This is a genomic window from Pseudomonas sp. GNP012 (genome assembly GCF_054343835.1).
In genome coordinates, this window is the sequence record NZ_JBTGUU010000001.1 from 4207551 (window position 1) to 4231889 (window position 24339).

Below are 24339 nucleotides of genomic sequence, written 5' to 3' on the forward strand. Positions count from 1 at the left end.
ATGCAATACACAGTTATGTCGTTTCCCTGCGCCCCCGCCCCTCGAATAGGCTGCTAGCATCGAATGGATACACAATCCCGATCCAGGCCACATCATCAGGTGCCCATGCTCGAGACCACAGCACAGCCACGGAATGCGCCGCTGTCACCACCGCTGGATACGCGGTACCAGGTCGAAACGCCGGAGGGCGTCGACCTGCCGCTGCGCCCGGCCGGGTTGATGGTTCGTGCGCTGGCGTTCGCCATCGATCTCGGTTTGCGCGGCCTGGCCCTCGGTGTGCTGTTCATTGCGCTGGCGATGCTCGGCAAATTGGGCGCCGGGCTCGGGTCGATCCTGCTGTTCGTGGTGAGCTGGTGGTACATGGTGCTGTTCGAGGTGCTCAACCAGGGTCGCTCGCCGGGCAAGCAATGGATGGGACTGCGGGTGGTGCACGACGATGGCACCCCGGTCGGCTGGTCCGCTTCGCTGCTGCGCAACCTGCTGCGCGTTGTCGACCTGTTGCCCTTCGGCTACTTCCTCGGGGCCATCAGCTGCCTGCAACACCCCCACTTCAAGCGCCTTGGCGATATCGCCGCCGGGACCCTGGTAATCTACCGCGAACACTCGCACACCCGCCCCGAGCTCCCCGAAGCCCAGCCCCGCCGCACGGCATTTGCCCTGACGCTCAGCGAGCAACGGGCCATTCTCGGGTTTGCCGAGCGCCAGGGCGAACTCTCCCGGGCGCGGGTCGATGAACTGGCCACCATTCTCGCCCAACCTTTGCAAGTCTCGGCCCCGCAGGCGGTGACCGAGCTCAACGGCATCGCCCGCGGCTTGTTGGGGCCGACATGAAACAAAGCCTTTTCGAACGTCGGCACAAGGCCGAGTGGGAACGTTTCTGCGGGCTGCTCGAGCAATTGGAACGGGACGGCAAGGTTACCGACGCCGGCAGTTTCCCGAAGGACTACCGACGCCTGTGCCAGCACCTGGCACTGGCACGGGAGCGTGGCTACAGCAGTTTTCTGATCGACTCGTTACAGCAACAGGTGCTGCGCGGGCATCAACAGCTTTACCGTCACCGCAGCCGCCTGGGGGCCAATGCGCTGGCTTTCATCCTCGCGGATTTCCCGCGCCTGGTGCGCGAACAGTGGCGTTTTGTGCTCGCCGCCAGCCTGATGTTCTTTGTCAGCCTGGGCGGTTTCGCGTTGCTGGTGTACCTGTTCCCGGACCTGATCTACAACCTGATCCCCGCCGAGCAGGTCAGCGAAATGCAAAGCATGTACGACCCCGTTGCCGGTCACCTCGGGCGCTCGGTGCAACGGGCCGCCAGTGAAGACTGGGTGATGTTCGGCTACTACATCATGCACAACATCGGCATTGCCTTTCAGACCTTCGCCAGCGGTTTGCTGTTTGGCCTGGGCAGCGTGTTCTTCCTGATTTACAACGGCCTGATGATTGGTGCGGTGGCCGGGCATCTGACTTACGTCGGCTACGGGCAGACCTTCTGGGCATTCGTGGTCGGTCATGGCGCTTTCGAACTCAGCGCCATCGCCCTGGCAGGCGCCGCCGGTCTGAAGCTGGGCTGGGCGTTGGTCGCCCCGGGGCGCCTGCCCCGCGCCGAGTCCTTGCGATTGGCGGCGCGCAAGAGCGTGCAGCTGATCTGCGGGGTCATGCTGTTTCTGTTGATCGCGGCGTTTATCGAAGCCTACTGGTCATCAATGACTCGCCCTTCATACCAGACCAAGTACCTGGTCGGCGCGGCACTCTGGTTGCTGGTGGTGATTTATTTCGTATTCGCCGGACGTCGCCGCCATGCGCCTGAATGACGCCAGCGTGGTCATTCGCCCGCGCTCGACCTGGGAAGCCATGGACCTCGGCGTGCTCCTGAGCCAGCGCCACCGACGCCTGCTGATGACCAGTTGGGCGTTGCTCACGCTGCCGGTGTTCGCGTTGCTCAGTTGGGGGCTCTGGGACTCGCCTTCTCTCGCCGTGTTGATTTTCTGGTGGCTGAAACCGGCATTCGACCGCTTGCCCTTGTACATCCTGTCCAAAGCCATGTTCGGCGAAACACCCACGCTCAAGCAGGCCCTGCGGCAATGGCCGCGGCTGCTCAAAGGGCAATTGCTGGCCAGCCTGACCTGGCGACGCCTGAGTCTGCAGCGCAGTTTCGTGATGCCGGTGGCGCAACTCGAAGGCCTCGACGGACAACAGCGCCAGCAGCGTTTGGAGGTGCTGTTGCAGCGGGACGCCGGCGCCGCACGCTGGCTGACGATCATCGGCGCGCATCTGGAAGGCGCGCTGTGGATCGGCTTGATGGTGTTGTTCTATCTGCTGTTGCCACAACAGGTCGCGCTGGACTGGAGCTGGCAGTCGCTGATCTCTGCGGCCACCCAGGACTGGCGCTGGCTGGAACACCTGACCAACCTGTTTTATGCACTGGTGCTGGTGGTCTGGGAACCGATCTATGTCGCCTGCGGTTTCAGCCTTTATTTGAACCGGCGCACTGTGCTGGAGGCCTGGGATATCGAACTGGTGTTCCGCCGGATGCGCCAGCGTCTGATCAGTGCGAGCAGCGTGCTGTTGATCGCCGTGATGTTGCTGATGTCACCTGCACACAGCCTGTGGGCCGCCGAACCGGCCATTTCACCCGACAGCCCGCGCCTGCTGGGCCAGCCCCTGAACACCCAGGTCGCCAGGGACAGCATCAAGACGATCCTCGAACAGCCGCCCTTCAAGAACCGGGAAACGGTGACACACTATCGCTTCAGCGAAGACCCGCCTGACGCTGAAGCGTCGGGCGACGGGCAGACACCGCAATGGTTGAAGTCCCTGTTGCAGCTGTTTGAGGGACAGCGCTTCAGAACCTTGGCGAACCTGATTGAAATCGCGCTGTGGGCCATCGTCATCGGTGCTGTCGGCCTGTTGATCTGGCGCTATCGCGACTGGGTGCAGGCGTTCGTCAGCCGGCGACCGACCCTCGACGCCAAAGCCGTGCGCCCCTTGCCGCAGCAGGTGTCGGGCCTGGACCTCAAGCCCGAGTCCCTGCCCACCGACATTGCCACCCGCGCCGAAAGCCTCTGGCAGAGCCATCCGCGCGAAGCCCTCGGCTTGCTCTATCGCGCCCTGCTCAGCCGCCTGTCGCACGACTTCAACATCGCGCTCGAGGCCGCCGACACTGAAGGGCAGGTGCTGCAGCGCATCGAGCAATTACAGCAACCAGCCTTGCTGGCCTACAGCAAAAACCTGACCGGGCACTGGCAAGACATGGCCTACGGTCACCGCCTGCCCCCCGCACAGGTGCAACAGGAATTGTGTGACGGCTGGCGCGTGTTGTTCGACCCGGAAGCGCTCCGTTGAGTCGGCGCCGGGGGACGATCGCCATTGCCCTGCTCGCTGTGCTGGTGGCTGCACTGGGTGTTTATCTGTACCTCAAGGCAACCCCTTACCAGGTCGAAATCGACCACGGCCCTTCTCCCGAAGCCAGGGCCAACCCTTATCTGGCGGCGCAGCTGTTCCTGCGCCAGCAAGGCCTGAGCGTCGACCACGCCAACGGCCTGGACATCCTGCCCGGCCTCGATCCGCATCAACACAGCCTGTTGTTGCTCGGAGACCGCTACAACATGACGCCACGGCAGATCGACCAGGTGATGAACTGGACCCGGGCCGGCGGGCGGCTGCTGTTCGTCGCCGAGTCGTTGTGGGATGAAAAACTCGGCCACAGCAATGACCTGCTGCTTGACCGGGTACAACTGCGCCAGTCCTTGAGCAAAGACCTCAAGGAGCCGCCTCCGGATGTCGGTGACGATCCTTACCCACAACTGACCAAGCTCTATCTGGAAGACGAAAACGCCCCGGCCTATGCCGGTTTCGATACCGCTTTCCATCTCGAGGACCCGAAAAACCTCGCCCAGGCCTGGGCCAACAGCGCCAGGGCGACGCACATGATGCAACTCGATTACGGACTCGGCTCGATCATCGTGGTCACCGATGCCGACCTGTGGAAAACCCCGGCCGTCGAGCAATACGACAACGCCTGGCTGCTCTGGTACCTCACCGCCGACACCCGCGTGACGCTGATCTTCAATACCGATCACGACAGCCTGCCGACCTTGCTGCTGCGTTACTTCCCCCAGGCGCTGGTCGCGTTGTTCGCCTTGATCGGCCTGGGTTTCTGGCACTTTGGCGTGCGTCAGGGGCCGTTGCTGGAACCGGCACCGAAAGCACGCCGGCAACTGCAGGAGCACCTGCGCGCCAGTGCCGACTTCCTGTTGCGCCGCAACGGTCAAGCCGGCTTGCTGCAAGCCTTGCAGCAGGACATTCTGCGGCGCGTGCGACGTCGCCATCCCGGCTTTGAACAACTCGCCGTCGCCGAACAATGGTTGCTGCTCGCACGCCTGACCGGCCAACCCGCACGCGCTATCAGCCAGGCCATGAGCCCGCGTCCGAATCAACGGCTTTCCAGCGTTGAATTCAGCCGTCAGGTCGCCCACCTGCAATCCCTGAGGAACGCCTTATGATCTTTATGGCGATTCAGTCTTGGTCCATGGGAAATCAGTGCTCGCCATGAATCTTTCGTGAACATACTCCACAAATTGTTCGGCTGGCAGTGGCGGGGAAAACAGGAAACCCTGGTAGGTCTGGCAGCCATGCTTGACCAGAAAGGTACGCTGAGCTTCTGTCTCCACACCTTCTGCAATCACCGAAAGCCCCAATATCTGGCTCAGGCTCACAATCGCGCAGGCGATGGCGGCGTCGTTGGAATCAACCAGCACATCTCTGATGAAGGACTGGTCGATCTTGAGTTGATCCAGCGGAAGGCTCTTGAGGTATGACAGTGACGAGTAGCCGGTACCGAAATCATCCAGCGAAAGGCCTATGCCGATCTCTTTCAACTCGATCATTTTGGCGACAGTACCTTCCATATCCTCAATCAGCAGGCCTTCGGTCAGTTCCAGTTTCAATTTCTTCGGATCGGCCCCGGTGTATCTCAGTACTTGCAGTACCTCCTCGACGAAGTCCGGATGGTGAAACTGGCGGGCGCTGACATTCACAGCCATACCCAGCCGGGCGGTTTCCGAATGCCTTGCCCAGGCAACCAGCTGAGTGCAGGCTGCCTGCAGCGCCCAACGGCCTAACGGCAGAATCAGCCCCGTTTCCTCTGCCAATGGAATGAACTCGCCTGGAAACACGACTCCGCGCTCAGGATTCTGCCATCTCATCAGTGCCTCTGCGCCAATGATACGGCCCTCACTATTGACCTGCGGCTGGTAATGAAGAATGAATTCGTTGTCCTGCAAACCTTGGCGCAAGTCTACTTCCAGTCTGGCGCGTGCCGTGGCAACCGCCTGCATTTGCGGATCGAAGAAGCGCATGGTATTGCGGCCCGCCGCCTTGGCGCGATACATCGCCAGGTCAGCGCGCTTCAAAATATCGTCCGCTGTGCTCAGCTGCCCCTGGAACAGCGCAATGCCGAGGCTGGGGGTGCTGTGGTGCTCATATCCATCCAACTGGTAGGAAATGTTCAGAGAGTTGAGAATCTTTTCGCCAATAGCCTTGGCCTGGATAGCCGCGTCTGGAGGATTTTCATTAAGGCCATCCAGCAGGACGACGAATTCGTCTCCGCCCAGGCGAGCCACGGTGTCGCTCTCGCGTATGCAGCCGCAAAGGCGCAGAGCAACTTGCTGCAGCAACATGTCGCCTCTGTCATGCCCCAGCGTGTCGTTCAGTGCCTTGAAGTTATCCAGGTCAATGAGAATTATCCCGCTCGTATGCAGGCTACGGGAGCTGCCCGCCAGCAGATGCTGTAACCGGTCCAACATGAGCCGCCTGTTGGGCAGCCCGGTCAACTGATCGTAGAAGGCCAAACGCTGGACCTCTTGCTCAGCGGTCTTGCGGTGGGTGATGTCAGTATTGATCGACAGAACGGATTGCGGCTGGCCATCATCGTCTCGCACCAGGGTTCGATGACTTTCGAGCGTGATGGTGCAGCCATCCCGGCGTCGAAGTGTCACTTCGTCCGCCCAGTCACCCGTTTCGATCAGGCTGTTGGTGGCCGCATTGAAAGCGGCGCTACCCTGGTAGATCAACTCCTGTGCCGATTTGCCGAGTGCCTCTTCCTTTGACAGACCGTAGAGACGCTCGGCACTTTTGTTCCAGTACAGGATGCGGTTATCCATCCCGTGAACGACAATGGCGTCCTGGGCCTTGTCCAGCAGCGATGCCTGCTGGCGGGCCTGCTTCTCGCTTTCGCGCAGCACTGCCAGATAACCTTCCCTTTCAGCTGCTTGCGACTCCATTTCGCGCCTGATCTTGCCCCCGTAGATCATGGCCGCACTGACCATCAACAGCACGAACACCATGATCGCGTATTCGACCCGGCGCAGTTCTTCGACCGACTCAAGCTCCTCCTCCAGGAGCTTGCTTTGAATCAGGCCAACGCGATCGCGCACGGTACTGAGTGAGGCGAGCAACAGGGCAAACTTCCTGTCCATCGTTGCCATGCGTTTGCCGGCATTATCCGACTGCCCCTCCCTGAAGTAGGAAAAGATCAGCAAGGCCTCGTTCACCATTTCGACCATCGCGGCATCAACTGCACCCACCTCATCCTTCAATGCAAGGGTAAAGGCTTGTATATCTGCACTGTGTTCAGCCTCATTGGCGATCCGTACTTCCAACTGTTTTTTGGCCATTGCCAAATGCTCGTTGAAGACGCGCAAGGCTTCATTCATGTTCCCCGATTCGGCTTCAACATTATGTGTATCGAACACATTATTGCCCGGCGCATTGACTGTGGAAGCCAGGCTGCCCAGCGTTGAATAGCTCGACAGCTGTTGGACCCACGACTGGTTTGCCTTGATGGAGCGGTGATAGGTATCGACGATCAGGTGATTCAATAGCACGCTCAGCACAACAACCAGCACGTCGAATCCCGCAAGAAAAAAGTACATGCGGTGCCACTTGGTCGAACGCGGCTTATTTGTACTGGTGGGTATGGCTTGCTTTGCGGCGCTTTTATCCCTGAAAGAATCCATTTCACAATCTCCAAACATAATCCTTCTAAATCAACCAATAGAAGCGGTATTCGGAAACCAATCAACCTTTTGTGCCGACACTAGGCAATGCATTTGGCGATGCTAATTTCATGGTGAAATTTTTTTACTCTCGGAATCAGCCTCTTAACATTTCGGCGATAAAGCGAAATCATTTTCATTTGTTGTCTTTGACATCATCGTTCCAGGTAACGATTCTCCTCGCTCTCCATTGTAGAACTGAACGTCGGCAATCACTTTTGCCAGATGTTCTGTTCCTTTCAATTTCCTCAACCTCGTTCTGCACCTATGGCGAGCGTGCAGACCAAGCTTAGCTACTAATTTGCCATTATTCTGTTCGCCGACTGCTCCAGGTCGGTAGTAGCCCTTGATGGAGGCAGGCAATGTCGGCAGTTGCACTTCAGGGTGGGCGAGTGACGGCTGAGATAGACTAACCTCCACCTCTGACGAATGCTCAAATGTGGGGTTGCCATGGGATTGCAATGAAGCAGATTGGCAGTCACTCACTCGTTCCACGCGTAAAAAAACACGTGAAAAAAGTTAGATTAGATAAGTGACTGATTTATGGAAGATAAAACCAATGTAGCAGTTAGTAAGGCTCCGGAACCAATGAATGAACCGATCGAGCCCCACGCAACGAGCCATGCCGCTCAACAGCGTCAGCGTGCCGGCCATCTGGCCCAGGCCGTACGCAAAGAATTGCAAAAAGCCGTGATTGGCCAGGACAGCGTGATCGACGACGTGCTGACCGCGCTGATCGCTGGCGGCCACGTATTGCTCGAAGGCGTACCGGGGTTGGGCAAGACCCTGTTGGTACGCGCCCTCGCCCGTTGCTTCGGCGGTGAGTTCGCGCGCATCCAGTTCACCCCGGACCTGATGCCCAGCGACGTCACCGGGCACGCGGTGTATGACATGCAGACCGAGCAATTCAAACTGCGCAAAGGGCCGTTATTCACCAACCTTCTACTGGCCGACGAGATCAACCGCGCCCCGGCGAAAACCCAGGCGGCGCTGCTCGAGGCCATGCAGGAACGGCAAGTCACCCTCGAAGGCCAGCCATTGCCGATCCCGCAACCCTTCATGGTGCTCGCCACGCAAAACCCGATCGAACAGGAAGGCACTTACCCGCTGCCGGAAGCCGAACTGGATCGCTTCATGCTCAAGGTGCGCATGGATTACCCGGACGCCGAGCAAGAGTTGGACATGGTGCGTCAGGTCAGCCGCTCGACCCGGGCCGACATGCTCGATGTCCAGCCGATGCGCACCTTGTTGCAGGCCAGGGATGTGCTGGCCCTGCAACGCATCGCCAGCGACCTGGCGCTGGACGATCAGGTGCTCGATTACGCCGTGCGCCTGGCCCGCTCCACTCGCAGCTGGCCCGGCCTGACCCTCGGCGCCGGCCCGCGCGCGTCCATCGCGCTGGTGCGGTGTGCCCGTGCCCGTGCGCTGCTGCGCGGCGGGGAGTTCGTGATTCCGGACGACATCAAGGGTTGCGCCTTGGCGGTGCTGCGTCATCGTGTGCGCATCGCGCCGGAGCTGGACATCGAAGGGCTGGATGTCGATCAGGTGCTCCGACAGATGCTCGACCAAGTACCGGCACCGCGGCAGTGAAACCCTCGCGCCTGCTATTGATCTGGTTAACGTCACTACTGGCCATCGGCATCGTGCTCGGCAGTCTGCGGGCGTTGGAGCTGGCGGTGCCGGCGAGCGTCACGCAGATCAATTGGGGACTGCTCCTGGCATTGCTGGTCCTGGCCCTGCTCGATGCCTTTCGGCTGAAGCGACTACCCTCGCCCCGGCTGAGCCGTGAGATACCCGGCAGTCTGGCCCTCGGTCGCTGGAGCGATGTGCAACTGATCCTTGAACACGACTTTTCACAACCGCTGAGCGTACAGATCTTCGACCATGTACCCTCGGGCCTGGACTTCGAACTCCTGCCGCTGACTGTCGAGTTGCAACCGGGCCAGCACAGCCGAATCGACTATCGGCTACGTCCGCTCAAACGCGGGCACTTCAGTTTTGAGCACTGCGAAATCAGCCTGCCGAGCCCATTGGGTTTGTGGTCCGACAAACGCATTCTCGATGTCGCGGACCACACCCGCGTCTATCCCGACTTCGCCCGAATCTATGGCGGCCAGTTACTGGCTGTGGATAACTGGCTCAGCCAGCTCGGCGTACGTCAACGCCAGCGTCGAGGCCTGGGACTGGAGTTTCATCAGCTACGGGAATTTCGCGAAGGCGACAGCCTGCGTCAGATCGACTGGAAAGCCACCGCCCGCCAGCGCTCGCCCATTGCCCGGGAGTATCAGGACGAACGCGACCAGCAGATCATCTTCATGCTCGACTGCGGCCGGCACATGCGCAGCCAGGACGGCGAGCTATCGCACTTCGACCATGCGCTTAATGCCTGTTTGCTGCTCAGCTACGTCGCGCTACGCCAGGGCGACGCGGTGGGCCTGAGTACCTTTGCCAGCGTGCAGCCGCGCTATCTTGCGCCGGTAAAAGGCAGCAGCCATCTCAACACACTGCTCAATCGCGTCTATGACTTGCACAGCAGCCAACGCAGCGCCGACTACCAAGCCGCCGTTACGCAACTGCTGGCACGGCAAAAACGCCGGGCACTGGTGGTACTGGTGACCAACCTGCGCGAAGAGGACGACGAGTTGCTCCCGGCGGTCAAGCGCCTGAGCCAGCAGCACCAGGTGCTGGTCGCGAGCCTGCGCGAGGACGTGCTCGACACCTTGCGCCAGTCACCGGTACAGACCTTGTCCGAGGCGCTGGCCTATTGCGGGACCGTGGACTACCTCAATGCACGCGCCGAACTCCATGAGCGCTTGAACGCTCATGGTGTGCTGGTGATGGATGCGCTACCCGGCGAGTTGGGGGCGACGTTGGTGACGCGGTATCTGGGCTGGAAAAGAGCTTGAGCCTGAGTGATCTCAAGCCGAGGCCGGCAATGACTGAAAGCTGAAGTACTGCTTCAACGCCCTCACCAATTGCCCATACTCCGGCGGTGCCCTTTGCAGGCTGAAACCGGCGTCGTAATGTTGGGGGGTCGCGTCTTCGTGGCACCACAGGCAACAGGCCTGCAGGTCGATGATCCGCTGGCCGCCTTCGGTCGCCGGGATTTTCAGGCGCAGGTTGAAGTCCGCGCCGATCATCATTGGCAGCTGGCTGATCAGCATCAGCCCGTCTTCGGAGACATTGCCCAGGTAGCCGATGGGTTTGCCGGTGATACCGTTGAATACTTTCAGGAAATACGGCAGTTGATGCCGCTCGATTCGGCGGTCGGTGAACATGTGCGTTTTCGCTATGCAAGGCTCTTAAGCAGAGCCGCACTACTGCTTCGGAACGGGTACTCATTGAGTCTTGGCCCGCTCTCCCCGCTCCCGGTGCGCCAGTCCTTACGGCGCTGAGTCCTGCTTATGCCGGTCACAGGTGTTGCCCCGGTTCAGAGGCAAGGCTCTAAAACCGGTTCCTTGGACTATAGCTCAGCGCCGCCGGGGAGCCAGCGATGGAATGCTCGCCTGCCATCAGAACTGCGTCGGTTTTACCGCCGCGGCACTGCGCAACGGGTAGTGGCCCAGGCTCTGCAAGGTTTCCAGGCGGGCGCGGGCGCGGTAGGCGTATTCGCTTTGCGGATAGGCGGCAATAATGAACTGGTAGGTCTGGGCCGCGTCGATAAACATCTTCTGCCGCTCCAGGCACTGGCCGCGCATCATCGACACTTCCGGCCACACGTATGGCCGCGCGCGGCTGTCGCGTTCGACCTTGGACAGTTCGAGCATCACCTGCTCGCAATTGCCCCGGTCATAGGCGCTGTAGGCATTGTTCAAGTGATGGTTCATTGCCCAACGGGTGCAGCCGGTGGCACTGAGGGCGCCGACGGCAAGGGCAGCAATGAGTACGAATCGCATGGGGATCTCCTGTCTTGAACGTTGTATCGACCCGTGGGCGAAAATCTTCAGGCTGCCTGGCGCAAAGTTGTCAGGTTCAATAAAGAAAGAAAAAAGTAGTGCATACGAACAATGACTACACCTTCGGAGCATAGTAGCCTCACTCAGCGCTTGAACTCAGGAGTCTTTGCATGTCCGTCCGTCGTACCAAAATCGTCGCCACCCTTGGCCCGGCCAGTAACTCGCCGGAAGTTCTCGAACAGCTGATTCTGGCTGGCCTGGACGTCGCCCGCCTGAACTTCTCCCACGGCACCCCCGACGAGCACAAGGCTCGTGCGAAGCTGGTGCGTGACCTCGCTGCCAAGCACGGCCGCTTCGTCGCCCTGCTGGGTGACCTGCAAGGCCCGAAAATCCGTATCGCCAAATTCGCCAATAAGAAGATCGAGCTGAAGATCGGTGATCAATTCACCTTCTCCACCAGCCATCCTCTGACCGAAGGCAACCAGCAAGTGGTCGGCATCGATTATCCGGACCTGGTCAAGGACTGTGGCGTGGGCGACGAGCTGCTGCTCGACGACGGTCGCGTGGTGATGCGCGTCGATACCGCCACGGCCACCGAACTGAACTGCACCGTGACCATCGGCGGCCCGCTGTCCGACCACAAAGGCATCAACCGTCGCGGTGGCGGCCTGACTGCTCCGGCCCTGACTGAAAAAGACAAGGCCGACATCAAGCTCGCTGCGGAAATGGAAGTCGACTACCTCGCCGTGTCCTTCCCGCGTGACGCCGCCGACATGGAATACGCCCGTCAACTGCGCGACGAAGCCGGCGGCACTGCCTGGCTGGTGGCGAAGATCGAACGCGCCGAAGCCGTGGCCGATGACGAAACCCTCGACGGCCTGATCAAGGCGTCCGACGCGGTGATGGTTGCCCGTGGTGACCTGGGTGTGGAGATCGGCGACGCCGAACTGGTGGGCATCCAGAAGAAGATCATTCTGCACGCACGTCGTCACAACAAGGCGGTGATCGTCGCGACCCAGATGATGGAGTCGATGATCCAGAACCCGATGCCGACCCGCGCCGAAGTGTCCGACGTGGCCAACGCCGTGCTCGACTACACCGACGCCGTGATGCTCTCGGCCGAAAGTGCCGCTGGCCTGTACCCGCTGGAAGCCGTTCAGGCCATGGCGCGTATCTGTGTCGGTGCCGAAAAGCACCCGACCAGCAAGACCTCCAGCCACCGCATCGGCAAGGAGTTCCAGCGCTGCGACGAGAGCATTGCGCTGGCGACCATGTATACCGCCAACCACTTCCCGGGCGTGAAGGCGATCATCGCCCTGACCGAAAGTGGCTACACCCCGCTGATCATGTCGCGCATCCGTTCCTCGGTGCCGATCTACGCGTTCACCCCGCACCGCGAAGCCCAGGCTCGCGCGGCGATGTTCCGTGGCGTGTACACCATCCCGTTCGACCCGGCTTCGCTGGCGCCGAACGAAGTCAGCCAGAAGGCGATCGACGAGCTGGTCAAGCGCGGCGTAGTACAGAAAGGCGACTGGGTCATCCTGACCAAGGGTGACAGCTACCACACCACCGGCGGCACCAACGGCATGAAGATCCTGCACGTTGGCGATCCAATGGTCTGAGTGACCGGTTGCTGAAAAACAAAAGCCCCGCCATGTGAATGGCGGGGCTTTTTGCTGCCTGATCCATTTTTTGTGTTGCCTGATCCGGCCCCATCGCGAGCAAGCTCGCTCCCACATTTTTTGCGGTGAATCCCAATCCCTGTGGGAGCGAGCTTGCTCGCGAAGGGGCCGGCCCAGTCAGCGAAAGATTCAATGCCGCTTGATAAACCCGGTCAACGCCGCCAACGCTTCCGGCGAACGCAACCGCTGGGTGAACAACGCCCCCTCCTCTTCAATCACCTTGCGCAACAGCTCCCGATCCGGCGCTTTCATCAATTGCTTGCTGATCCGCACCGCTTCCGGCGGCAGCGACTCAAAGCGCAAGCCCATCTCCCGCCCCTTGGCCAAGGCCTCTTCGCCACTGCCCAAGGCTTCATTGGCAATGCCCCAGGCAGCCGCCTGTTCACCGCTGAAACCTTCACCCAGCAGCAACAACTCCGCCGCTTTGGCCTGCCCGAGCAAGCGCGGCAGGATCAGGCTGGAACCGAACTCAGGGCATAACCCGAGATTGACGAACGGCATGCGCAGGCGCGCATCGCGGCTGACGTAGACCAGATCGCAATGCAGCAACATCGTCGTGCCAATGCCCACCGCCGCCCCGGCCACGGCGGCGATCACCGGTTTGCGGCATTCGAGCAGGTTGAGCATGAACTGGAACACCGGGCTGTCGAGGCTGGTCGGCGGTTGCTGGATGAAATCGGCGATGTCGTTGCCGGCGGTGAAGCATTCGGCTGAGCCGCTGATCAGTACAGCACTGATCCCCGGGTCGTTGTCGGCCTGTTTCAGCGCCTCGGCCAGTTGGCTGTACATGGCGCGAGTCAGGGCGTTTTTCTTGTCCGGGCGATTCAGGCGCAGGGTCAACAGGCCGCGTTCGCGTTCAACTTGGATGGCTTCGGTCATGGCAGGTCTCACGTCTGAAAAGTCAGCGCTCAACCACGGGGCAGGAACACATCGGCCAGCAGTTGATTGCGCGGCAGTCCCGCCAGGTACAGGCGCCGGGCAAAGGCATCGACACTGTCGGGGGCTCCGCAGAGTAAGGCCAGGGTTTGCCGGGAAACAAGCCGCAGTTGCGCCAAAGCCGCTGGCAACTCGGCCGGGGTCCAGAGTTCGACACTCAGGTTCGGACGGCTGGCGACCATGGCCTGCAGAGGCTTGGCCAGGTAGTGCTCATCGACATCATGGGCCAGGTGGATGACACGGATGGCGCCTTGGTGATCCTGGCGCAGCGCTTCGCGCAACACACCAAACAATGGCCCCAACCCGGTGCCGGCCGCCAGCAGCCACAATGGCCGGGTATGCCAGTCCGGATCGTAATGCAAGGCACCGCCGCGCAATTCACCGAGACGGATCGGATCGCCGATGCGCAATTGCCGGGCGGCATCGCTGAATTCCCCGGGCTTGCGGCAATCGAGATGAAACTCCAGAAAACGGTCTTCCTGCGGCAGGCTGGCAAGGGAATACGGCCGCGCCACGTTGCCCGCCCACAACACCAGGTGCTGGCCGGCGCTGTAGCGCAGCGGTCGCTGCGCGATCACCCGCAAGCGCAGCACCGTGGTGCTCAGCCAATCGACCGCGGCGACCTCGGCCGGTTGGCCATCGACCTGAGGGTCGAAAGCATGCACCTGCAAGTCCTCGACCACCTGGCACTGGCACGCCAGGCGCCAACCCTGTTCTCGCTGCTGCGCACTCAGGGCATCCGGCCGGCTGTCGCTCGGCAGGCCCCGTACACACTGCACCAGGCACGCATGGCAACTGCCGGCGCGGCAACTGTAAGGCACCGGCACGCCGTTCTGATTCAGCGCGTCGAGCAGATTGCTGCCCGCCGCTACCGACCAGTGGCGCTCGCCAACCCGCAACTCAGGCATCGACGTTCTCCCACGCCGCCGCGCATCGGTTACGACCGTCACGCTTGGCCCGATAGAGCGCCTGATCGGCCCGTTGCAGCGCGTCATCGAGGTCGTCGCCCAGCTCCAGCAGGGTCATGCCGGCGGACAGGCTGAGGTTGCGCACATTCAGACCGATCAACTCGACATCGGTGAAGGCGATGCGCAGCCGTTCGCAGCACGAAGTCAGACTGTCGGCATCGCAATCGGGCAGCAGCACCACGAATTCTTCGCCGCCGTAGCGAGCCAGAACATCGCTGTCACGCAGGCACGCGGTGGCAACGCCGGCAAAGGCTTGCAGCACCTGATCGCCGGCGGCATGCCCATGCAGATCGTTGATGCGTTTGAAATGGTCGAGGTCGATCAGCGCCAGGCCATGAACGACTCCGGCTTCCATGGCGTTCAACTCGCGGGAAGCCAGGCGCAGGAAATGCCGGCGATTGAACAGGCCTGTGAGTTCGTCGGTGGCCACCAGATCTTCGAGCTGGCGCATCATCCCGCGTAAGGTGTCCTGGTGCGCCTGCAAGGCAAAACGCCGCTGACGCATGCGTTGTCGTGAAGCCTGGACGTAGCGGGCATACAACACCAGCCACACCAGCACGATGAACAGCACGCACACCTGCAACACCGCCATGGCCGGGTCGGGCAACTGGAAGTGGTAGCCCTCCCACAGAGTGATCGCGCTAAAGCTGAAGAACACCAGCAATGCGCATCGCACAAAGGATCGGCGTGACAGATGGAACAGGCCGAACAGCAGGATAAGAACGTAAAACACCAGGAACGCACCCCGGGCTTCGTCCAGATGGGCGATCAGCCAGGTTTGCCAGCCAAGCCCCAGCAACACTTGCGCCTCGGTCAGGCTGGGGTCGGCGAAACGCAGGTTGCAGCCGCTGTAGAACACCGCGAACAGGATGGCCTGGCTGGTTACGACCAGTGCGCTGCCGATGGCGACACTGGCCAGCGGCGCCTCGTAGTGACCGGTAAAAAACGCCAGCCACAGCAACAGCAATACCAGGGCATAGGTGCCGGCCGCGAGGGCGAAACGTTTGAGCAACAGGCGCTGGATGGCGTTATGGGTCAATCGTTGACTCACCAATTGAAAGGAGACTGACAGAGCGTCCTACTCTACAGACCGCATGTCACTTTAGTGGCGTGGCCGATAAATGACCATTCAATTTTCGGGATGACCCGATTCCCCTGCAGGAGCTGCCGCAGGCTGCGATCTTTTGATCCTGATCTTAAAAACAAAATCAAAAGATCGCAGCCTGCGGCAGCTCCTACAGGGGCCGGGTACGACAATGAGACCAAGGTTTGACCACTGGCGCGTGTGCCGCTCAACGAGGCGCGGTATACTGCCGCGCCTTTTTAGCGTCGCGCCAGCATGCCCGGCGTGCCTTGAAAGGTGCTTGCAACCGACCGATGCACCCAAGCTGCAAGCACCTTATTGAATGTTCCCGTCTTTTAGAGGAGCGCGACTCATGACCGTGATCAAGCAAGACGACCTGATTCAGAGCGTTGCCGACGCCCTGCAGTTCATTTCCTACTACCACCCCGTGGATTTCATCCAGGCGATGCACGAAGCCTACCTGCGCGAAGAATCGCCAGCGGCACGTGACTCCATGGCGCAGATCCTGATCAACTCGCGCATGTGCGCCACCGGCCACCGCCCGATCTGCCAGGACACCGGCATCGTCACCGTGTTTGTCCGTGTCGGCATGGACGTGCGCTGGGATGGCGCCACCATGGGCCTGGACGACATGATCAACGAAGGCGTGCGTCGCGCCTACAACCTGCCGGAAAACGTCCTGCGCGCTTCGATCCTCGCCGACCCGGCGGGCGCTCGCAAGAACACCAAGGACAACACCCCGGCAGTCATCCACTACTCCATCGTTCCGGGTAACACCGTGGAAGTGGACGTGGCGGCCAAGGGCGGCGGTTCCGAGAACAAGTCGAAAATGGCCATGCTCAACCCGTCCGACTCGATCGTCGACTGGGTGCTGAAAACCGTCCCGGAAATGGGCGCCGGCTGGTGCCCACCGGGCATGCTCGGCATCGGCATCGGCGGTACCGCCGAGAAAGCCGCCGTCATGGCCAAGGAAGTGTTGATGGAATCCATCGACATTCACGAGCTCAAAGCCCGTGGCCCACAGAACCGCATCGAAGAAATGCGCCTGGAGCTGTTCGAGAAGGTCAACCAGTTGGGCATCGGTGCCCAGGGCCTCGGTGGCCTGACCACCGTGCTCGACGTGAAGATCATGGACTACCCGACCCACGCCGCTTCGCTGCCGGTGTGCATGATCCCGAACTGCGCCGCCACCCGTCACGCGCACTTCGTGCTCGACGGTTCCGGCCCGGCCTCGCTGGAAGCGCCACCGCTGGACGCCTACCCGGAAATCGTCTGGGAAGCCGGCCCGTCGGCCCGTCGCGTCAACCTCGACACCCTGACCCCGGAAGACGTGCAGAGCTGGAAGCCGGGCGAAACCGTCCTGCTCAACGGCAAGATGCTCACCGGTCGCGACGCTGCGCACAAACGCATGGTCGAGATGCTGAACAAGGGTGAAACCCTGCCGGTGGACCTGAAAGGTCGCTTCATCTACTACGTCGGCCCGGTCGATCCGGTCGGTGACGAAGTGGTTGGCCCGGCAGGCCCTACCACCGCGACGCGGATGGACAAGTTCACCCGTCAGATCCTCGAGCAGACTGGCCTGCTGGGCATGATCGGCAAATCCGAGCGCGGCCCGACCGCGATCGACGCGATCAAAGACAGCAAGGCCGTGTACCTGATGGCCGTCGGCGGCGCCGCTTACCTGGTCGCCCAGGCGATCAAGAAGTCCAAGGTGCTGGCGTTTGCCGAACTGGGCATGGAAGCGATCTACGAGTTCGAGGTCAAGGACATGCCGGTGACTGTTGCCGTCGACAGCAAGGGCGAGTCCGTACACATCACCGGTCCTGCCATCTGGCAGAAAAAGATCAGTGAGAGCCTGGCGGTGGAAGTGCAGTAAGCACTCGACCCGCCACGGAAAAAGCCACGCTGTCTGTGCAGATAGCGTGGCTTTTTTTATTGCCGATAATGCCACTACTCTAATGAGTGCAGCGTTGTTTGCCTTGAATCAACTGCCGTCATAGGGATTGCGTGTTTTGAAACTCCCGGTTTGATCCGGGTAATAGTACATGGTGACCCAGCCGCTCGATTCGGTAGTGCGAATGCGCTCAACGTAGTTTTTCACCTCGATGACGTTTACCCGTCCTGCGGGCTGACCGGTAAATACCGAGGCTGCACGAACACTGTACCTAAAGTACGGCGCAGATCCTCCAAGCTCGATAGGTCCCACGCTCTCCGAGAACCTGACCTTGTTATTCCCCAGCGACAACGACAACCCTCTGGAAGTGAAGCCCCATTTCGCGATCTTCAGCCGCAAGGCAAACAACGCATCGCGACTGCTTTCGCTGCAATCGAGCGTCCAGGTCACGCCATCGAGATCCATCCTTTGTGGAACATCGCCAGCGGGGCTCAAGGTGATGTTGAGCTCTTGGGCGTCTTCCCCCAGCCACTCCAGGGTCACGTCCTGACCCACGATCTGGCTGCCTGGTTTGGGGCGCAGGGTAATGCTGTGCCTGGCGCCATGGCAGGGATACAACGTTTCGTCCAATGCCTTGATGGGCAGGGTATCGAAAAGCACCTCCACTTCGTCGACCAGGTCATCCGATATCAAATGCCCCGGCACATACCAGTCCGGCAGGTTCGGGCTGCTCAGCTTCAAGCCGAAATTGCCTTCTTCGCCCAAGAGGGTGGTAATGGACCACCGTACGCCATCACTCCCGATCGTCTGTGCCACGCCCAGATCCGGAGCAAACCGCAAGCCCTGCGACACGGCATTCGCCAGATCGTCCAGGGTGACCGTGGTACCGATCGCCCTGCTGGCAGCGTTGACTCTGAGCTCCAGCTCATGGGCCATGCCGCGTCGTATCGACAATTGTCCTTTACCCGGGTCAACTTGTTGGCCATCGAGGTACAGCGTGAAGTCGCGCATCCAGGTATTTTCTACAAGCGCGGTCACTTCAAACGCCCCGTGGGTGATGACCCCCTCATTCTCGTGGGAAACATCGGCCAGGACCTGGTGCACGCCCACCGTCTCCGGTGTATAGCGGTACTCCGCCCAGCCGTGCTCATCGGTCTGTGTGACCGCCTGGATGTCTTGCTGCCCGTCAATGAACCAGCGCACTTCAAGCCCCGCGTGTCCCTCCCAGGTCTCGGCAGTCACGACCTGCATGCGCAACAACACGCTCTCGTGCTCTTTGACGACCGGCTGGGCCAGCACAGGCTCGACCTCAGCGATCTCCAAACGGGCATTGACCACCTCGAAGCTTCGGCACGCTGACCAGTCGGAGTCATCGCCGCGATCCACCTGCCGTACCTGCACGTCATAATTACCCGGGGTCCATGGCGTGACAGCGGTCCAGTTCCACCGACGCACGCCCCGGATTGAGGTGAGCAGGTTGGTCAGATCGTCTGTCCGACGCAGCTCGATATATCCGCCGGTTGTACCATCGCCCGTGAACGACGGCAGGGTAGAGACCCGGCTGTCTGGGGTCGGTGTAATGATAGTGGGGGTCTTGGGCCGGGGTAGCACGATGAAGTCATGGGGTTCGCTCCAATCCGATTCAGGACCATCGGCTTGCTGCTTGACCTCCAGAGAAACGGGGCCGGGGGACAAGCGATCGGCGACGATGAACTCCAGCACACCGTCGGCATCCGCCGCTTGACTGTGCAACACGTCCCCTTGCGCAATCCGCACGCTGATCAAGGCCTGGGGCAGTCCGATCACCTTGACCACCGGGCGCGAAGGCGTAGACGAACCCGACAGCGGCAGCTCGAAGTGCGGCGCCTCGGGTATGGCCTCCTCTTCCACCGTGAATACACAGACCTCGCTTGGAACAGATTCGACGCCCTCCACCACCTGCGTGACGCTGATCCTGTGCTCGCCGTAAGCCCATTCCAGATCCGGGGTAAAGGCATAGTCTTCGCCACTGCCGACCACCGCACCGGCAACCGGACGGCCTGCGCCATCGAATACATTCAAGGTCGCCAAGGCCGAATAAACGCCGGTAATGTTCAATGGCTGCAGCCGCTCGACCGGGCTTTCAGGTGGAATGATCACAGGCTTGGGCGGCCTGATCTTGAACGCACGACGGGCGTTCGGGGAAACCAGGCCTTCCAGGTGGACCCGCGCCAGGACCTCGTGGGAACCCGGACCAAGAGGCAACGCACTGGGTGTCTCCCAACTTCCGCCAATAAACACATGCGTAATGGCCAACATATTGCCTGACAGCGAATCATACAAACCCACATTAGCCCCTGGGCCAAGCCACTCTGCACTGCCAGTAAACTGCTGCGCGATATCGATCACCTGATCATGCTGCGGATACTCGATGACCGGTGCCGACAGCCTCACGGAAAACGTACAGGGTTCGCTGGGATCGGACACTGCGTCGTTGACGGTCTGCACCACATGCAAGCGGTTTTCGCTTGCCCAGTTGCTGTCAGGTATGAACTGGCGAGTAGACCCACCATCGGTAAAGCTGCCAGCCACAGGTGTGCCCGCCTCGTCGAACACGGTCAGCGTGACGGCACCGGGGTAAACGTCGTTTATTGTCAACGGCTGCCACGGCGTCACCGGTTCGGTGGGCGGCAGAATCGACGGAGTGGCGGGCTTGACATAGAAAGCACGCAGAGGGCTTGGCGAGGACGAAGCGTTGTTGCTGATCAAGAGTTGCTTGGCCATGACCTGGGTATGGCCCGGCTCCTGCCAATGGTAAGACGCCGTCCAGGTGTTACCCGTGACCTGCCCTTCGACCAGGGTGTTACCCTCTTTATCCAGCAGGTAGACCCGTACGCCAACATGGCAGGTGCCACTGAACTGAACATCGGCGGACTGCCGGGATTGCTCCTCGGGCGCCTCAATCACCGGTGGGTAAGGACTTACCACCATCCAGAGCCGAGGGCTTTCGGTCGACACAGCCCCATTCACCTCCTGCACCGCCGTGAGTGAGTAACCTCCCGGCACCCATTGATTATTGGCGGGGGTAAAGGTACGGCGCTCTCCTGTGCCACTGAAGCTGCCGGCAACTTCTTTGAGACCTCCTCTGAGTAACTTCAATACGGCAGCATCAGAATAGACACCCGTGATTTCCAGCACCTTCCCCGGGTCGACGCTAATAGAGTCCGGCCCCATGATCGTCAGAGAACGCGGCCGGATATAAAAATCACGCACGGGAGACGGATCCGATTCAATGCCATTGACGATTTGCGTCAACTGTTTTTGTTTGAAGCCCGGCACATCCCCAACGAAAGGTGCCGCCCACTCGTCGCCATCGCCCGACCAACAATCCAGGGTGGTGCCATCCAGGTTACGCAAATAAATCGTTGCCCCGGGTAAACACGCACCACTCATTTCAAAACCAGCGCCATAGCTGGCTCCACTGCTTGGCACCTTAAAACTCGGCGCAGCGGGCTTGGCGATAAAGCTGCACGGATCGCTTGGCTCGGACTCCCTATCGTTGACGACCTGAGTCGCCCAGACGGTATTGGTGCCTGGCACCCAGTCCTGATCGGGAGCAAAAACGTAAGCGCCAACAGCTCCGCTGAAGCTCCCGGAAACCCGCCCACCCTGACTGTACATGCGCAATTCCGAGAACGCTTCATGCACCCCGACAATATTCAGTTGCTGTGCCGGTTCGCCGAAAGCCGGCGGCGTCAGAATCGTCAGTTTCAACAACTGGATACAGACCACTCGTGGGGGGCTTGGATCAGAATCCACGTCGTTCACACGCTGCACCACACGGACCGTGCTCGCGCCCAGCGGCCAGTCCTGCTTCGGAGTAAACAGACGGCTAGTGCCGATGCCAGTGAAATCACCTGCTATCTCTTTATTGCTATCGTCAATCAGCCTCAATTCGACGGTGCCGGGTGTGAAGACGCCGACAATGCTCAACACTTCACGCGGCGCGGCTGGATTAACGGGAGGCATGATCGATGGAGTGTTCGGCTTGATATAGAACACGCGGGGGGCTGTTGGATAGGAATCAACATGGTTGACGGCTTGCATCACGCGTTTTTCGGTCCGGCCCGGCCTTTGCCAATCATAGTTCGCCGTCCAACGGTTACCGGTTACCTGTGCCTGAACCACGACATTACCATCGGTATTCAACACACAAACCGTGGCTCCCGCACTGCAGGTGCCACTCATCTGGAAATCGGCGGGCTGCAGGGACTCCTCCGCAGGCACATCAATGCCGGGTAGTGGAGGCCTGGCTTTAAACGTCAATTGCAGGCTCGGGGTAGATTCCACGCTGTTGACCACCTGCACGGCCCGGACCTTGTGCTCCCCCGGCAACCAGTCTTGCGTGGGAATGAACCTGCGACTACCGCCACTGCCGCTGAAACTGCCGGCAACCGTGCTGTTATCGGCCTTGAGCAGCTTAAAGGTGACGGCACCGGAATACACACCGGTAATCTCCAGCGCTTGCCTCGCGTCGAGGGGCTCGGACACTGGCGAGATCGCAAGACGAGGGGGCCTGATTCTGAAGGATCGAACCTGCGCCTCGGAAAGCTGATCGCCTACTTTGACAAACACCCGCAGTGTATGTGCACCCGGGGCTAACGAGAGCGGCGTGGACGTCCAGTCGCCACTGCCCAGCGGTACCGCCGAAGCCACTTCGTTGTTGCCGGCAAGCGGATACAGGACCACCCTGGACCCAGGCCCGGCCCAGCCCCGCGTCCCCGAAAACACGCCGCCCGACTCCAGGAAGCCATTCTCTCCCGGCGTGCGGACAAGTGTGGAAGAAAGCACCACGTTGAATGCCAATACATCGCTGTCTTCAGACGCCACGTTATTGACCGTCTGCAATACCTTGACCCGGCGGGTGCCCAGTCGCCAGTGTTGATCAGGCGCGAACTGACGACTGCTTCCAGCACCACTGAAGTTACCGGCGATCGGGAGGCCTGAGTCAACGTCAACCAGCCTCAGGGTGACAGCGCCGGTGTGCACGCGCTCAATGGTCAGCACCTGTGTTGGAAAGACCGGGCCGGACAGGGGTCTGATCGTCGGCTTGCCCGGTTGGACGCTAAAGCCCACATGCGCGGCATAGTCGGACTGGTGCTGAGGGTTTTTCCCTACCTGCCTTGCGGTGACGCAGTGAGCGCCTAACGCCCACGCCGTGGATGAGCTAACCGTCCAGCGACCATTTGGTTTAACGGTCCCGGTTAGCAGTACGCCTTCCACTCCCCCTTTCCGCCAGATTTCAACCTTGGCCCCCGCAAGCCCCCCGTAGCCGCTAATAGTCGGTTTGAAATCATGAGAGACGCTGATGGTTTCGATCGTCAACGCAAATAAAACTGTAAAACTGAAAGGAGTGCCCCACTCTGATTCAACCTCGTTCAAGGTCTGATTCGAATTGATTGATAAGGGATCAGCCATCCACAAATCCCGTGTCAGCGGGAAACTCCATTCACCGTTACGCGGTACCGGAATGGTTGCAATCAGATTCGAAGGGAAATTGTGCTGATACAAGCGGACCGTGGCGTTGGGAGCACCTTTACCGGTGATGGTTGGCCGAGCCGTTTTGACAAAGCCCGGGTTGTTTACTACCGGTGGTGCCGGTTTGATCGTGAGCACTTTGACAGCCGCCCAATCGGATTCCGCCCCGGATAACGGGCCGAGTTGCCTTGCAGTGATGCGGTGTGTACCAACGGCCCAGGCGGTAGTGGCGGTAACCGACCAACTGCCATCAGGCCGGACCTTAGTGCTCAGCTGGACCCCTTCGAAACCCCCTTCTTTCCAGATTTGCAGGTCCGCGCCCGCTAACCCTCCTATGCCGCTGATGGTAGGCTTGCCATCGGCAGAGACCGTCATTGCGGTTATCGCGGGCTCAAACAACACCGCAAAACCGACGGAAGCAGCCCTTAAGGATGTTTCTCCGTGCAAGGTTTGCGAGGCCGTCAGCCAGAAAAGTTCGGTCATCAACAACGGTCGGGGCAACCTTACACTCCATGTCCCGTCCGACTGCACGGTGGTGGTGGTGACCATGATAAGGACGCCCGGGAGGGCTTGAAACAGATTGACCGTCGAGCCCGCAACACCCGTCCCGCTGATGGTGGGGCGCGAAACCCATACCGTGCCCGGATCGGTGATCGACGGTCTGGGCAATCCCTGCATCTTGAGGTTACGAACCCACCTCGAGTCGCTGTAAATTCCCGCCTTAAACTCTAGCTCGAGGTAAAAGTCGTCTGTCTTTGGAACGGCATTGACAGGTACCCTGAATTGGAGCTCAGAAGTCCAGATCCCTCCTAGATGCCAATAATTTTCGAATGACGGCTTGTAATGGAGTCTCCTGTTCTTACCATGAAAACTGATAAATAAATTCCACCATTCAACGGGAATAAAACCCGCCGACCCCGCGGCCACAACCACAAAACCACGGCGCACCGTGTCACCTTGTTTGGGCTGGGAAACGCTGGGAGCAGGCCAATTGATAAAATATGGCTCGACGGTTCCCTCCAGCGCATCGGTTTGGTCTGTAGTACCTGCAATTTCTGTGACGCCTGTAATGTCTTTCACGATATCAGCGCTCCATACCCGGCATTGTTGCCGCTTCGAAAGCGCCATTTCTATCCATAATTACACGCGACAAACACCTGTCATATCTGACAGTCCCGATCAGTGGTGCAGTCCGATACGCAAGGACAATCAGATTTGCTGGACCAAAAGTAATAAAAAAACCACTGAGCAGTTTCAATTCTTTCTAGTAAATCCAGCACAACCTGTCAGATCTGACAGGTTACACGGCCACT

General features: G+C 60.1%; 15 protein-coding genes. 8 read left to right on the plus strand and 7 right to left on the minus strand.

What is annotated here, in order from left to right; translation table 11 throughout:
- Positions 1–105 precede the first annotated feature (105 nt).
- From ACXX83_RS19020 to ACXX83_RS19035, 4 genes are read left to right on the plus strand one after another with little or no spacing between them, the layout of a single operon-like run.
- Entirely contained in the window at positions 106–831 is a 726-nt protein-coding gene (locus ACXX83_RS19020; protein ID WP_458549336.1) for an RDD family protein, read from the plus strand.
- Positions 828–1805, plus strand: a complete 978-nt coding sequence (locus tag ACXX83_RS19025) for a stage II sporulation protein M (protein ID WP_458549338.1) — start codon at positions 828–830, stop codon at positions 1803–1805. Before ACXX83_RS19020 ends, ACXX83_RS19025 begins: the two co-directional genes overlap by 4 nt.
- A complete protein-coding gene (locus ACXX83_RS19030) occupies positions 1792–3336 on the plus strand; it encodes a DUF4129 domain-containing protein (RefSeq protein WP_458549340.1) in 1545 nt (514 codons plus the stop codon). The genes ACXX83_RS19025 and ACXX83_RS19030 overlap by 14 nt, the downstream gene beginning before the upstream one ends.
- On the plus strand, positions 3333–4496 hold the full coding sequence (locus ACXX83_RS19035) for a DUF4350 domain-containing protein (RefSeq protein WP_458549341.1): 1164 nt from the start codon (positions 3333–3335) through the stop codon (positions 4494–4496). The genes ACXX83_RS19030 and ACXX83_RS19035 overlap by 4 nt, the downstream gene beginning before the upstream one ends.
- A 3-nt stretch (positions 4497–4499) precedes the next feature.
- Here the strand turns inward: ACXX83_RS19035 and ACXX83_RS19040 are convergent, their stop codons facing one another.
- Positions 4500–7010: a putative bifunctional diguanylate cyclase/phosphodiesterase gene (locus ACXX83_RS19040; RefSeq protein WP_458549342.1), complete on the minus strand. Its 2511-nt coding sequence runs from the start codon at positions 7008–7010 to the stop codon at positions 4500–4502.
- Between the two features lie 627 nt (positions 7011–7637).
- On the opposite strand from ACXX83_RS19040, the gene ACXX83_RS19045 reads away from it, so the two are divergent.
- On the plus strand, positions 7638–8639 hold the full coding sequence (locus tag ACXX83_RS19045) for an AAA family ATPase (protein WP_458549343.1): 1002 nt from the start codon (positions 7638–7640) through the stop codon (positions 8637–8639).
- Positions 8636–9955 carry a DUF58 domain-containing protein gene (locus tag ACXX83_RS19050; protein ID WP_458549344.1) on the plus strand — a complete coding sequence of 440 codons (1320 nt, stop codon included), beginning with the start codon at positions 8636–8638 and terminating at the stop codon, positions 9953–9955. Before ACXX83_RS19045 ends, ACXX83_RS19050 begins: the two co-directional genes overlap by 4 nt.
- Before the next feature lie 12 nt (positions 9956–9967).
- On the opposite strand, the gene ACXX83_RS19055 is transcribed toward ACXX83_RS19050, so the two are convergent.
- Both ACXX83_RS19055 and ACXX83_RS19060 read right to left on the minus strand, forming a co-directional pair.
- Positions 9968–10327, minus strand: coding sequence for a PilZ domain-containing protein (locus ACXX83_RS19055; protein WP_095965416.1), 360 nt, complete (start codon positions 10325–10327; stop codon positions 9968–9970).
- Positions 10328–10561: 234 nt separating this feature from the next.
- Entirely contained in the window at positions 10562–10945 is a 384-nt protein-coding gene (locus ACXX83_RS19060; RefSeq protein WP_015096630.1) for a tetratricopeptide repeat protein, read from the minus strand.
- A gap of 170 nt (positions 10946–11115) precedes the next feature.
- On the opposite strand from ACXX83_RS19060, the gene pyk reads away from it, so the two are divergent.
- Complete coding sequence (pyk, locus tag ACXX83_RS19065; protein ID WP_007978464.1) at positions 11116–12567, plus strand: pyruvate kinase; 1452 nt, start codon at positions 11116–11118, stop codon at positions 12565–12567.
- Positions 12568–12756: 189 nt separating this feature from the next.
- On the opposite strand, the gene ACXX83_RS19070 is transcribed toward pyk, so the two are convergent.
- From ACXX83_RS19070 to ACXX83_RS19080, 3 genes are read right to left on the minus strand one after another with little or no spacing between them, the layout of a single operon-like run.
- Positions 12757–13506, minus strand: a complete 750-nt coding sequence (locus ACXX83_RS19070) for an enoyl-CoA hydratase-related protein (RefSeq protein WP_015096631.1) — start codon at positions 13504–13506, stop codon at positions 12757–12759.
- A gap of 29 nt (positions 13507–13535) precedes the next feature.
- On the minus strand, positions 13536–14471 hold the full coding sequence (locus tag ACXX83_RS19075; RefSeq protein WP_217836237.1) for an iron-sulfur-binding ferredoxin reductase: 936 nt from the start codon (positions 14469–14471) through the stop codon (positions 13536–13538).
- Positions 14464–15570 carry a GGDEF domain-containing protein gene (locus ACXX83_RS19080; RefSeq protein ID WP_458549345.1) on the minus strand — a complete coding sequence of 369 codons (1107 nt, stop codon included), beginning with the start codon at positions 15568–15570 and terminating at the stop codon, positions 14464–14466. The genes ACXX83_RS19075 and ACXX83_RS19080 overlap by 8 nt, the downstream gene beginning before the upstream one ends.
- A gap of 397 nt (positions 15571–15967) precedes the next feature.
- Here ACXX83_RS19080 and ACXX83_RS19085 point away from each other — a divergent pair, with 397 nt between their 5' ends.
- Complete coding sequence (locus ACXX83_RS19085) at positions 15968–17491, plus strand: fumarate hydratase (RefSeq protein WP_015096634.1); 1524 nt, start codon at positions 15968–15970, stop codon at positions 17489–17491.
- A 108-nt stretch (positions 17492–17599) separates the two neighbouring features.
- Here ACXX83_RS19085 and ACXX83_RS19090 read toward each other — a convergent pair whose 3' ends face one another.
- Positions 17600–24106 (minus strand): Ig-like domain-containing protein, encoded by a 6507-nt coding sequence (locus ACXX83_RS19090; protein WP_458549346.1) that lies wholly within the window; start codon positions 24104–24106, stop codon positions 17600–17602.
- Positions 24107–24339 lie beyond the last annotated feature (233 nt).